The sequence below is a fragment of the Chryseobacterium sp. genome, assembly GCF_019236175.1.
In the GTDB taxonomy this organism is placed as follows: domain Bacteria; phylum Bacteroidota; class Bacteroidia; order Flavobacteriales; family Weeksellaceae; genus Chryseobacterium.
Genome location: NZ_JAFAJM010000006.1, coordinates 55,699 through 68,279, shown reverse-complemented (window position 1 = coordinate 68,279; position 12,581 = coordinate 55,699). Strand labels below are relative to the sequence as shown.

Genomic DNA, 12,581 nt, shown 5'->3' with positions numbered 1-12,581 from the left:
TACCCTTTAAAATTCTAGGCCGTTCGGAAATGCTTTTTTTCTGAAGATTAAAAGGAAAGCAGCGCCTACCGTAATCGCAGAATCAGCAACATTGAAAATATATTTGAAAAACTCAATATGTTTTCCGCCAATTAAAGGCCAGCTTTCAGGAACATACCAGTCTACCAACGGGAAGTGGAGCATATCTACGACACAGCCCTTCATAAAAGTAGAGTATCCGTTTCCGAAAGGAGCAAATTTGGAAATTCCTCCGTATCCGATCCATCGGTCTATACTAGGATCATAAACAGTTCCGCTATCGAAGATCATTCCGTAGAACATTCCGTCGATAAGGTTTCCTATCGCTCCGGCAAAAATAATAGCCATTGGAATTAAAAGATAATTAGAAGCCCCTTCCTTTAGCCATTTTTTAAACATGTATACCATCCCTCCGATCAGGAAGACTCTCAGGATTACCAGGAAATATTTTCCGATAATTCCACCGAAATGAAATCCGTAAGCCATTCCGGGATTTTCTACAAAAGTCAGTTTAAAACCAGGTAAAACAGTTATACTGTCATCCAGATTAAAATGGGTTTTAATATAAATTTTTGAAGCCTGGTCAATTAACAATACCAAAAATGTGATAGCTAAAATCTTTTTCATTACAGTCCTTTAGGTTTTGACGGTCTTGGCGCTTTTACATTTTTGTTATCGCTTGCTTTTTTAATCACTTTCTGGCCATTAAAAGAACTCTTCACATGAGCTTTTTCAAATTTAATGTTCATTTCTTTTAAAACGCTTTTCAGTGCGTTAAGCTCCATAGAATTTTTAGGATGTACTATGATAGATTCCATTTCTTATATTTAAATTTTACATTTTGGACAATTCGTTAAGCTTTTTTCTGTCTTTAGGAGACAGATCATTGATCCCGTTTTTGCCCATCTTACTCAAAAGTCTGTCAATTTCTTTCTCCCGTTCACGTTTATCAGAATTGAATTTGTCATCAATTGTATAGTTTTTCTGACGGTCAGGGAAGAATCTGTTTTTGATCCGGTCTCTGTTGAAAAACAATATGACAACTGCGATGATAATTCCTAAAATTAATAATTCGCTCATGGGTATACATTAAAAATTAGGTTTATAAAGTATCCTTGAATACGATATAAACCCAATATTATTTTACAAACCTTCCGGTTACTTCTGCATATTTTTCGCTTCGATGCTTAGCGTAGCGTGCGGAACGGCTAAAAGTCTTTCCTTAGGAATCAGCTTTCCTGTTACTCTGCAAACACCATACGTTTTGTTTTCGATTCTGATTAACGCATTCTTGAGATCACGTACGAATTTTTCCTGTCTTCCTGCTAAAATAGAGTTCTGTTCTTTACTCAGTGTTTCAGCCCCTTCTTCAAAAGCTTTGAATGTAGGAGAAGTATCATCTGTTCCGTTATTCTGGTCATTGATGAAACTTTCTCTGATCAGCTGAAGATCTTTTTCTGCTTTTTCTATTTTTTCTTTAATGATCGCTTTAAATTCCTGTAAATCAGCATCGCTGTATCTAACTCTTTCGTCTGACATATTCTTTCTCTTTTTTAATAAAATTATGAAATGGAATTTGAAATACAATAACTACATGTTAATTTTTTTCGATATTTATCTTAAAATTAACCTCATCTATTTCGATTTCGTTAAAATTTGAAAGTGAAGATACAATTTCTATTTTATTTGACAAGACTTCGGAAGAAATATATTCTTCATTTTTCTTAACATCTTCCATAAACGGTGAATTTTCTTCAAGGGAGATGTTTATCCGGTCTGTCAGGTCAAAATTCTTTTCTTTTCGCAGGTTCTGAATTCTGTTGATAAATTCTCTTGCGATACCTTCAGATTTTAACTCATCGGTTAACGTCAAATCTAATGCCACAGTTGTTTTACCATCGGAAGTGACTGTCCACCCCGGGATATCTTTTGTTGATATTTCCACGTCTTCAAGAGTAATTTCATACCCCTGGATATCAAGCTTTCCTTCTTTTTCAAGGCTGGCAATTTGTTCTGTGGTAAGATTCGCAATCTCTGCACCCACTACCTTCATGTCTTTTCCTAATTTAGGACCCAGCGCTTTGAAGTTGGGTTTTATCTGTTTTACAATTAAGTGTGATGCCTCTTCAGCATTGATTAACTGTAATTCTTTTACATTGACTTCCTGTTTGATCAGATCTGCCACCGCAAGAATCTGCTCTTCTGTTTTGGAATCCAGTACAGGAACAAGTACCTTTTGTAATGGCTGACGTACTTTTACGTTCTCCTTCTTTCTTAAAGAGAAAACCATACTGGTAATATTCTGAGCCAGGTGTGTTTTTTCAACCAGATCCTGATCGATTAAACTTTCATCAGCTACAGGGAAATCCGTTAAATGTACAGACTCATACTGATCTTTACCTGTTACCTTATTTAAATCCTGATACAGCTGATCCATAAAGAACGGAGCAATCGGTGCAGATAATTTCGCCACTACTTCAAGACAGGTATATAAAGTCTGGTAAGCAGAGATTTTATCATCAGAATATTCTCCTTTCCAGAAACGTCTTCTGCATAATCTTACATACCAGTTACTCAGGTTGTCATTAACGAATGTACTGATTGCTCTTGCTACCTTCGTTGGCTCGTAATCTTCGTAGAAGGCTTTTACTTCTTTAATCAGAAGGTTCAGTTCGGAGAGGATCCATCTGTCAATTTCAGGGCGGTTTTCCACTTCTTTCTCAGAATAGTTGAAGCCGTCAACATTGGCATATAAAGCAAAGAATGAATAAGTATTATAAAGCGTTCCGAAGAACTTTCTTCTTACCTCGTCGATTCCTTCAATATCAAACTTCAGGTTTTCCCATGGGTTTGCGTTGGAGATCATATACCAACGTGTCGCATCAGGTCCGTATACAGAAAGTGTTTCGAAAGGATCTACTGCATTTCCTAAACGTTTAGACATTTTCTGTCCGTTTTTATCCAGAACAAGACCGTTGCTCATTACATTTTTATAAGCAACAGAATCAAAAACAGCAGTTCCAATTGCATGTAGCGTATAGAACCATCCTCGGGTCTGGTCAACTCCTTCAGCGATAAAATCAGCCGGGAATGCTTTATTGTTGTCGATTAATTCTTTATTTTCAAAAGGATAATGCAATTGAGCATAAGGCATAGAGCCTGAGTCAAACCAAACGTCAATCAGGTCGCTTTCACGCTTCATCGCTTTTCCTGAATCAGAAACCAATATTACTTTGTCTACTACATTTTTGTGAAGATCCACAAGTTCATAGTTAGATTCTGCCATATTTCCGATGATGAATCCCTGGAACGGGTTTTCGGTCATCAGTCCTGCCGCTATTGATTTTTCTATTTCATTGTAAAGTTCTTCTACAGAACCGATAATCTTTTCTTCTTTCAGATCATCCGTTCTCCAGATCGGTAACGGAATACCCCAATATCTTGAACGGGAAAGGTTCCAGTCGTTTACATTTTCCAGCCAGTTGGCGAAACGCCCTTCTCCGGTAGCTTTTGGCTTCCAGTTGATGTCTTTGTTTAAATTAACTAATCTGTCTTTTACAGCAGTCATTTTCACAAACCATGAATCCAGCGGATAATATAATACCGGCTTATCTGTTCTCCAGCAGTGCGGATAGGAGTGAACATATTTTTCTACTTTGAAAGCCTTGTTTTCTGTTTTCAACAGGATCGCAAGTTCTACATCCCATGACTTCTCAGGGGCAGTTCCTTCATCGTAATATTCATTTTTGATATACTTTCCGGAGAAAACCTCAGGAACATTTTCTCCTTTAATGAATTTACCCTGTAAATCAACCAATGGAACAAGGTTGTCATTTTCATCTTTCACCAACATTGGCGGGATCTCAGGTTGAGCCATCTTGGATACTCTTGCATCATCAGCACCGAAAGTAGGAGCTGTATGAACGATACCTGTACCGTCTTCAGTCGTTACAAAGTCTCCTAAAATTACTCTGAATGCATTTTCAGGATTATCATTGGGTGTAAACCAGGGAACTAATTGCTCATATCTTGTGTCAACAAGTTTTTCTCCCGTAAATTCCTTTAAAATTCTAAAAGGAATTACTTTAGTTTCAGGAGTGTAGCTGGCAAAATCCTCATCCGTGCCCTCTGTATATTTTTTACCGAAAACCTTAGGTAAAAGAACTCTTGATAAAACAACAGTTACAGGCTCAAATGTATACTGATTGAAAGTTTTCACTACAACATATTCAATATCTCTACCCACGGTAAGAGCCGTATTGGAAGGAAGCGTCCATGGAGTTGTCGTCCATGCAAGGATATGTACATCTCCGGCAACATCATTGAATAATGCTGAAGAATCTTTCTTAACTTTAAACTGAGCCACAACCGTTGTATCTGAAACATCACGATAGGTTCCAGGCTGGTTGAGCTCATGGGAAGAAAGTCCTGTTCCTGCCTTAGGAGAGTAAGGCTGGATCGTGTAACCCTTGTACAATAAGCTTTTATCGTACAATTGTTTCAGTAACCACCAAACCGTTTCCATATATTTTGACTTGTATGTGATATACGGATCGTTAAGATCTACCCAATATCCGATTTTCTCGGTAAGGTTATTCCAGACGTCTGTATAGCGCATTACTGCTTCACGACAAGCCTTGTTGTAGTCTTCAATAGAGATTTTTTTGCCAATATCTTCTTTAGTGATTCCTAATTCTTTTTCTACACCCAGTTCCACAGGAAGACCATGCGTATCCCAACCCGCTTTACGGAAAACCTGTTTTCCGTTTTGCGTCTGGTAACGGCAGAAAATATCTTTCAATGCTCTTGCCATTACGTGGTGAATTCCAGGCATACCGTTTGCTGAAGGCGGACCTTCATAAAAAACAAACTCAGGATTACCCTGACGAATCTCAACACTTTTACTGAACGTATTATTCTGTTTCCAAAATTCCGCTACATTGTCAGCTATGTCAATAAGGTTGAGGTTTTTGTATTCTTTAAATTGGCTCATTGTAAATATCTCAATATCGTTGATTAATTAAGTCTGCAAATTTACTAAATTTTGTCGGTTTATAATATATGTTTTATTTAGGTAATTTCTATTAAAAACTTCAATTTCAGAAATATAAACGGAAAAAGGGTTAAAAGAGTCTCGTAAATGAACTTTATGTGAATTTTTTCTTCACCAGAAATGGCTCTATATCCGCTTATGTTACAAGAATAATCATCCTTTAGTCGATAGAGATTTACGGCAGCTCCCTGCAGATCTTCACCGGTTATAAAGATGTTTTTATAAATGTCTCTCCGGATTTTCGTATATTTAAATTAACGAAAAACCAAATGTTGTATGAAAATCTTTTCTAAACTGATGTTGATTGTGTGTTTCATCAATATCATCTCCGTACAGGCTCAGAATAATTATCCACAGAATTATTTCCGTAATCCGTTGAATATTCCTATACAGCTGGCTGCCAATTTCGGAGCAGTAAGAGGAAATCATTTTCACATGGGACTGGATATCCGGACCAATAGCCAGGAAAATTTACCCGTAGTGGCTGCGGCTGACGGATATGTAAGCAGAATAAAAGTGGAAAGGTATGGCTTTGGAAATGCAGTTTATGTTACCCATGCCAATGGATATACGACTGTATATGCTCATTTGAACAGCTACTTTAATGCACTTGATGAGTATGTCAAAGAAAGACAATATAAAGATGAAAAATGGGAGCAGGATATCACTTTTCAGCCAGGGCAATTTCCTGTTACAAAGGGACAATTGATTGCATTAAGTGGAAATACAGGCGGTTCTGCAGGACCTCATTTGCATTTTGAAATCCGGGATACTAACACCGAGGAATGTCTCAATCCGCTGTTATTCGGCTTTGCTATTCCGGATAATGTTGCACCTGTTATCAGCGGGTTATATTGGTATGACCGAAGATTCAGTACCTATGAGCCCGGTGCTAACGGAATTGCCGTGAAGAAATCCGGAAATACCTATACAACTGATGTAATTAAGGTAAACTCACCGATGATAAGTCTCGGGGTTAAAGCTTTTGATAAGGCAAATCAGGGGTTCAATCTTGGTATTTACCGGGCGGAACTGCTGATGGACGGAAAACTTATTTATGGCTTTTCTATCGATAAAATAAGCTATGATGATACCCGTTATCTGAACGGGTGTATAGACTATACCAAATTTATAAGAGATAAAGCAAGTATCCAGCATTTATCCGCATTGCCGGGAATGAAGCTGCAGAACTACAGTATCCCCGGTTTATCTGGAGTTATCAGTCTTCAGGACGGAGACCTTCATACTATTGAAGTTGTTTTAAAAGATGTCAGAGGAAATACAAGCAGACTGATTACAAAAGTTCAGCTTAATACAACGGGGATACCCATTGCTCCTTCAGCAAAAGCAATAATGTCCGGTGAGGCCAAAACCATCACTACAGATCATGCCGAAATGAATTTTAGCAAAAATGCATTTTATGATGCGGTACATCTTAATCCGTACGAAAAAACAGATGCTGAGGTGAATCCGGTTTCCGATATTATTGTACTCCACACTCCTTATGTTCCTGTTCATGATTATTATACCTTGAAAATTAATCCCAATAGAAAACTGACGAAAGAAGAACAAGGCAAAGTCGTGATGGTGCTTGATTACGGAAGTGATAAAGATGTGGTAAAAGCAAAATGGAATGGCGATCAGGCAGAAGGGCAGTTCAACAGATTGGGAATGGTCAAGCTGATAGTGGATGATAGCCTGCCTTCCGTTTATACGGACTGGAAGGACGGAGCAATGGTAAACAGCAGTATTCTGCGCCTTAAAGGGAAAACAAAAGTTGGCGATATTGTTTCATTCAGAGCTGAACTGGATGGGCGATGGCTGCGTTTTGCCCGGTCAAAAGATGATTTCATTTATACTTTTGATGAAAAATGCCCGAAAAGTTCAGGAGCACATACGTTAAAGGTGACAACGGTGAATACCGCAGGGAATATCAATATCCAGACTTTTACTTTTCAGAGATAAATCAAAAGAACAAGCTAATCTTTTAGCCTTTTCATGTTGCAGTCTTTTAATTTTAAATACATTTGTCTTTTAAAAATTAAAATCATTGGAATTCTATCCATCCATCGAAAGATCAGATATTCGGGAAATCAAAAAGTTTCAGGAGGAAAAGCTTCGTGAGCTATTGATTTATCTTGAAGGCAATTCACCATTTTATCAGAAGCTATTCAGTGAAAATAATATAAAGGCAGAGGATATCCGGACCTTAGAAGATCTGCAGAAAATTCCCACTACCACAAAAAATGATTTGCAGCAGCATAATCATGATTTTTTCTGTATTCCACCGGATAAGATTGTAGATTACAGTACTACCTCAGGAACATTGGGCGATCCTGTTACCTTTGGTTTGTCAGACAATGACCTCGAAAGACTGGCTTATAATGAGGCGATCTCTTTTGCCTGTGCCGGAATTCAAAAGGGAGATGTGGTACAGATGATTACTACAATTGATAAACGATTTATGGCCGGACTTGCTTATTTTTTAGGATTGAGAAAAATGGGTGCAAGTGTGGTGAGAATGGGGCCGGGAATCCCCGAACTTCAGTGGGATTCTATTTTCCGATATAAGCCTAAATATCTAATTACTGTTCCTTCTTTTTTGCTGAAAATGATTGATTATGCCGAAAAACATGGATTAGACTATAAAAATTCAGGTGTTTACGGAGCCGTTTGTATTGGAGAAAGCATCAAAAACCAGGATTTTACAGACAATATTCTTTCACAAAAAATTAAGGAAAAATGGAATATTAAGCTTTTTTCCACTTATGCTTCTACTGAAATGAGCACTGCTTTTACAGAATGTGAGTTCCAGACAGGAGGACATCATCACCCTGAACTGATCATTACGGAAATCCTTGATGATGAAGAGAATCCTGTCAAAGATGATGAGAGTGGCGAACTGACGATTACTACTCTGGGAGTAGAGGCGATTCCGCTGTTAAGATTTAAAACAGGAGATATTGTAAAAGCTCATTATGAGCCTTGTCAGTGCGGAAGAAACACGATGAGGCTGGGTCCCGTAGTGGGACGGAAACAGCAGATGATCAAATATAAAGGGACGACGTTGTATCCGCCTGCCATGAACGATATTCTGAATGATTTTAATACTATTCTATGCTATCAGATCGTTATTCAGGCTAATGAGATCGGTCTGGACGAAATTATCATCAGATTGAGTACAGACGAAGAAAATGAAAATTTTGTCAATGAAGTGAGAGACCATTTTCGGGCAAAACTTAGGGTAAGTCCTAAAATTGAAATCATTGAATTTGATATTTTATCTAAAACCGTGTTTAATCCAAACAGCAGAAAACCTATTACGTTTGTAGATTTAAGATAAAAAAACTAAGAATAACCATGAAAAAAACATTATTTCTATTTATGATCGCTGTTTCCATCTGTGTAACAGCACAAAGAGTCAGGCTGGCTTCCGGTGATTATCATTTTTTAAAAGACCAAAAATTCATTAAAGTAGTGTTCCGGTTTGAAGGAGTAACTTTTAACAGGAAAAAAATAACGGAAGAGCAGTATATTGCTGAAAGAATGGATGAGATTGAGAAAAGAAGCGGAAAAGAGGAAGCCCAAAAATGGAAAAACGACTGGGAATATTCAAAAGCCAAAACTTTTCAGGATAAATTTCTGGCCTCCTGGAATAAAAATACAGACATCAGAGCAGCGACTAAGTTCGAAAAAACCAGGTATACATTGATTGTAGAACCTACCTGGATTTCTCAGGGTATCTTTGCCGGAGTGGGCAGTATTCCAGCTGAAATGAATTCTAAAATGACCTTTGTGGAAACAGAAAATCCCGATCATGTTCTCATGGTTGTTGAAGGATTGAAAGCTACAGGAGATAATGTTATCGGAATTCCTAACCACAATGACCGTATTGCCGAATGCTTTGCAAAGACCTCAAAAATGCTGGCCCTTAAAGTTGATCATTACGCTAATAAATAAAATACGCTACGCTTTAAAATTCTAAACTAAATATGAAAAAATTATTATTACTGCTGTTCATAGCGGTTGTCACTTCTGTTTCTGCACAAAGTAAATTTAATTATGAATATGGAAATTTTGATTTCCTTAAAGATCAGAAGGAAGTAAATGTTCAGTATGTATTTGAAAATGTTTTGTTTCAGGTAGATCATTATACCGAAGAACAATATCTTGAAAGAAGAAAGACTGAAACACTGGCTAAGAAGGGTGAAGATGCGTGGAAGAGCTGGATCGAAGAATGGAAAGAGCATACAGAATCTGTGTTTATGAATAAGTTTATTGAGGGATTGAATGCTAAATCAAAGAAAATCAGATTTGGAAAGGATATAAAAACAAAATATACGCTGATTGTAGAAACAAAATGGATTTATCCGGGATGGAGTGGCGGAATGATCATGCAGCCTGCTAAATTATCTACTGTGATAACGTTTGTGGAAACAGATAATTCCGGGAAAGGGTTAACAAAAATCCAAACGGATAAAATTGAAGGAGTAGGAAGCAAAGTAGATTACGGAATGGAGTATGGAAGAATATCCGCAGCTTACGAAAAAACAGGAAAAGAGCTGGCTAAAGAGATCAATAAAAATATCAAATAAAACAAAAAACGGTCTGAATTTCAGACCGTTTTTTTTATTGTTGTTCCTGCTTTTCCATTTTAATCAGATTGGCAAGGTTTTTAATAACCGTATCGTGTTTTTTTACAAAAGGATTGTCTTTATTCCATACATATCCTGCTAATACTGCGCAGATCTTTTTCTTTACATCCGGATTTTCGGGCTGGTGGAAAAACAGCTCCTGAAGATTTCCGGTGTACCATTCTTTAACATAGGTTGTGAATACATCTACACCATAAAGAATGTAATCCGTATACTCTGTCTGCCAGTTGATTTTTTCTCCGTTGAGCTGTCTTAAAGCCAGTTTTGCAGCCAGCATTCCGGACTCTGTGGCAAAAGCCATTCCTGATGAGAAAACCGGATCAAGGAATTCAGAAGCGTTACCCGTTAAAGCAAATCCGTCCCCGAATAAACTTTTTACAGAGCATGAATAATCTTTCAGATGTTTGGGCTCAAAAAGGAAATCTACCCCACCAAAACGTTTTATGTAATAATCCGAAAGAGAAATCGCTTTTCTTAAAGCTTCTGCCGTATCTCCGTTTTCAGCCAGTTTTTCAATATATTCTGTAGGCCCTACAATGCCTAAACTTGTGTTCCCATTAGAAAAAGGAATTACCCAAAGCCATACTTCAGTTTCAATAATATCAAAAGAGATCAGTGTTCCTTCTTCTCCGGATTCCCTGTTAATGTCTTTCACATGTGAAAAAATTGCAGAATGCGGAGACAATTTCGAAGGCTTTTCCAAATCCAGTAAGCGGGGTAAAACTCTTCCGTACCCACTGGAATCAATCACAAACTTTGCGTGGATTTCTTTAGTCTCACCGTCTTTACCTCTGACGGTGGTAATTGAATCGGTACCCTGAAATTTGATATCAATAACTTCTGTCTCAAATTCAAGATCAATACCTTTATTAATCACCTCCTGAGCAAGAGTGTTGTCAAAATCAGCTCTCGGAACCTGCCATGTCCAGTCCCAGCCTTCTCCGAATTTATTACTGAAGTCAAAAATGCATACTTCGTCACCGCGAAGAAAGCGGGCCCCCAGTTTTTTTTCGAAGCCCATTTTATCCAGAGCAGGAAAAAGGCCGGCTTCATCAAAGTGGTCCATTACCCTTGGAATTAAGCTTTCTCCGACTACCAGTCTTGGAAATTTTGTCTTTTCGACCACTTTTACGTTGACGTTATTCTTCTTTAGGTATGAAGAAGATACGCATCCGGAAGGTCCAGCCCCGATTACAAGAACGTCAACAAATTCTTTGCTCATCTTTGATTTTTTATTTTAATAATAACTTCTATCTTTGCCGCAAAATTAGTGACAATTAATTAATATTTTACAAAATTATCAACTATTACTTTTGATTAATGAAAATAAACCACTTTTTAGAGCTGAAAGACTTTCAAAAAATTATCATTGAGAATGAAAAAATCGAACTGGATGAATCACTTTTATCAAGAGTGAACGCAAGCTTCCAGTTTTTGAAAGAGTTTTCAAAAAATAAAGTAATATATGGTGTAAATACCGGTTTTGGGCCAATGGCTCAATTCAAAATCAGTGATGAAGATACTCATCAGCTTCAGTACAATCTGATAAGAAGCCATTCTTCTGGAATCGGAAATCCTTTGCCTGCAAAGGAAGTAAAGGCTTGTATGCTGGCCAGAATGAATACTTTATCATTAGGAAATTCCGGAGTACACCAGTCTGTTATCTACCTGCTTCAGGAATTAATCAACAGAGATATTATTCCGTTGATTTTTGAACATGGAGGAGTAGGAGCAAGTGGTGATCTGGTTCAGCTGGCTCACCTCGCTTTGGTACTGATAGGTGAAGGAGAAGTATTTTATAAAGGAGAAAGAAAATCTACTAGAGAAGTTTTTGAAACGGAAGGACTGGAGCCTATAAAAGTGGAAATCCGTGAAGGTCTTGCTTTGATGAACGGAACCTCGGTAATGTCCGGTATCGGTATTGTGAATGCCTATAAAGCGGAGCAGCTGACTGAAATTTCCATTAAACTTTCCTGTGCAATCAATGAAATTGTTCAGGCCTATGATGATCATTTGTCTGAAGCACTGAATGGTACAAAAAGACATTATGGCCAACAGAAAGTAGCAGAAAGAATGCGTGCTCATCTTGCAGACAGTAAACTGATCAGAAAAAGAGCAGACCATCTGTATACCCATTTTGAAGAACAGGAAAAAGTATTTAAAGAAAAAGTACAGGAATATTATTCGTTACGATGTGTACCGCAGATTTTAGGACCCGTACTGGATACATTGGAATACACGGAAAAGGTTCTTGAAAATGAAATCAATTCTGCCAACGATAACCCGATTATCAATGTGGAAGACCAACATGTCTATCACGGCGGAAACTTCCATGGAGATTATATTTCTCTGGAAATGGACAAGCTTAAAATTGTGGTGACGAAGTTGACAATGCTTGCAGAAAGACAGCTGAATTATCTTCTGAACGCTAAAATCAATGAAATTTTGCCTCCTTTTGTAAATTTAGGTAAATTAGGTTTTAATTTCGGGATGCAGGGAGTACAGTTTACGGCAACTTCCACTACAGCAGAAAGCCAGATGTTGTCTAACTCTATGTATGTTCACAGTATTCCTAATAATAATGATAATCAGGATATCGTTAGTATGGGAACCAATGCTGCCGTAATCTGCAGAAAAGTGATTGAAAATGCCTTTGAAGTACTGGCTATTGAAGCAATTACTATTGTTCAGGCTATTGAATACCTGGGTTTTCAAAATGAAGTTTCCTCTTCTACGAAAGAACTTTATAACGAAATCAGAAAAATTATTCCTGCATTTTCAGATGATATGATCATGTATCCTTATCTGGAGGAGGTGAAAAAATATTTAAAAGCAATGTAATTAACAATTAACAT

Annotated in this window: 11 protein-coding genes; 5 read left to right on the top strand and 6 right to left on the bottom strand. The window is 37.5% G+C overall.

Annotated elements, in window-relative coordinates; translation table 11 throughout:
• Positions 1-6: 6 nt before the first annotated feature.
• The 5 genes from JO178_RS06060 to ileS all read right to left on the bottom strand — a co-directional run bounded on the left by JO178_RS06060 (position 7) and on the right by ileS (position 5,011).
• Positions 7-645: a lipoprotein signal peptidase gene (locus tag JO178_RS06060; protein ID WP_291933102.1), complete on the bottom strand. Its 639-nt coding sequence runs from the start codon at positions 643-645 to the stop codon at positions 7-9.
• Positions 645-836, bottom strand: a complete 192-nt coding sequence (locus JO178_RS06055) for a DUF2683 family protein (protein WP_291933100.1) — start codon at positions 834-836, stop codon at positions 645-647. Before JO178_RS06055 ends, JO178_RS06060 begins: the two co-directional genes overlap by 1 nt.
• A 16-nt stretch (positions 837-852) precedes the next feature.
• Entirely contained in the window at positions 853-1,098 is a 246-nt protein-coding gene (locus tag JO178_RS06050; protein WP_291933098.1) for a DUF6576 domain-containing protein, read from the bottom strand.
• A gap of 78 nt (positions 1,099-1,176) precedes the next feature.
• The gene (locus JO178_RS06045; RefSeq protein ID WP_002983772.1) at positions 1,177-1,557 is read right to left on the bottom strand and encodes a TraR/DksA C4-type zinc finger protein; all 381 of its coding nucleotides are present in this window, start codon (positions 1,555-1,557) and stop codon (positions 1,177-1,179) included.
• A gap of 58 nt (positions 1,558-1,615) precedes the next feature.
• Positions 1,616-5,011, bottom strand: coding sequence for an isoleucine--tRNA ligase (gene ileS, locus JO178_RS06040; protein WP_291933096.1), 3,396 nt, complete (start codon positions 5,009-5,011; stop codon positions 1,616-1,618).
• 336 nt (positions 5,012-5,347) lie between these two features.
• Here ileS and JO178_RS06035 point away from each other — a divergent pair, with 336 nt between their 5' ends.
• The 4 genes from JO178_RS06035 to JO178_RS06020 all read left to right on the top strand — a co-directional run bounded on the left by JO178_RS06035 (position 5,348) and on the right by JO178_RS06020 (position 9,666).
• Positions 5,348-7,036, top strand: coding sequence for a M23 family metallopeptidase (locus JO178_RS06035; protein WP_291933094.1), 1,689 nt, complete (start codon positions 5,348-5,350; stop codon positions 7,034-7,036).
• Between the two features lie 85 nt (positions 7,037-7,121).
• On the top strand, positions 7,122-8,414 hold the full coding sequence (locus JO178_RS06030) for an AMP-binding protein (protein WP_291933092.1): 1,293 nt from the start codon (positions 7,122-7,124) through the stop codon (positions 8,412-8,414).
• A gap of 17 nt (positions 8,415-8,431) precedes the next feature.
• Positions 8,432-9,031 (top strand): hypothetical protein, encoded by a 600-nt coding sequence (locus JO178_RS06025; RefSeq protein WP_291933090.1) that lies wholly within the window; start codon positions 8,432-8,434, stop codon positions 9,029-9,031.
• A 32-nt stretch (positions 9,032-9,063) separates the two neighbouring features.
• The gene (locus tag JO178_RS06020; RefSeq protein WP_291933088.1) at positions 9,064-9,666 is read left to right on the top strand and encodes a hypothetical protein; all 603 of its coding nucleotides are present in this window, start codon (positions 9,064-9,066) and stop codon (positions 9,664-9,666) included.
• A gap of 34 nt (positions 9,667-9,700) precedes the next feature.
• Here the strand turns inward: JO178_RS06020 and JO178_RS06015 are convergent, their stop codons facing one another.
• The gene (locus tag JO178_RS06015) at positions 9,701-10,948 is read right to left on the bottom strand and encodes an NAD(P)/FAD-dependent oxidoreductase (RefSeq protein WP_291933086.1); all 1,248 of its coding nucleotides are present in this window, start codon (positions 10,946-10,948) and stop codon (positions 9,701-9,703) included.
• 98 nt (positions 10,949-11,046) lie between these two features.
• Between JO178_RS06015 and JO178_RS06010 the strand changes: the two genes are divergently transcribed.
• Positions 11,047-12,567 carry an aromatic amino acid ammonia-lyase gene (locus tag JO178_RS06010; protein ID WP_291933084.1) on the top strand — a complete coding sequence of 507 codons (1,521 nt, stop codon included), beginning with the start codon at positions 11,047-11,049 and terminating at the stop codon, positions 12,565-12,567.
• Positions 12,568-12,581: the final 14 nt, after the last annotated feature.

Bases quoted from the DNA above. Each gene is read 5' to 3' on its own strand.
- JO178_RS06060 (WP_291933102.1), bottom strand. From the start codon at position 645: ATGAAAAAGATTTTAGCTATCACATTTTTGGTATTGTTAATTGACCAG.
- JO178_RS06055 (WP_291933100.1), bottom strand. From the start codon at position 836: ATGGAATCTATCATAGTACATCCTAAAAATTCTATGGAGCTTAACGCA.
- JO178_RS06050 (WP_291933098.1), bottom strand. From the start codon at position 1,098: ATGAGCGAATTATTAATTTTAGGAATTATCATCGCAGTTGTCATATTG.
- JO178_RS06045 (WP_002983772.1), bottom strand. From the start codon at position 1,557: ATGTCAGACGAAAGAGTTAGATACAGCGATGCTGATTTACAGGAATTT.
- ileS (WP_291933096.1), bottom strand. From the start codon at position 5,011: ATGAGCCAATTTAAAGAATACAAAAACCTCAACCTTATTGACATAGCT.
- JO178_RS06035 (WP_291933094.1), top strand. From the start codon at position 5,348: ATGAAAATCTTTTCTAAACTGATGTTGATTGTGTGTTTCATCAATATC.
- JO178_RS06025 (WP_291933090.1), top strand. From the start codon at position 8,432: ATGAAAAAAACATTATTTCTATTTATGATCGCTGTTTCCATCTGTGTA.
- JO178_RS06020 (WP_291933088.1), top strand. From the start codon at position 9,064: ATGAAAAAATTATTATTACTGCTGTTCATAGCGGTTGTCACTTCTGTT.
- JO178_RS06015 (WP_291933086.1), bottom strand. From the start codon at position 10,948: ATGAGCAAAGAATTTGTTGACGTTCTTGTAATCGGGGCTGGACCTTCC.
- JO178_RS06010 (WP_291933084.1), top strand. From the start codon at position 11,047: ATGAAAATAAACCACTTTTTAGAGCTGAAAGACTTTCAAAAAATTATC.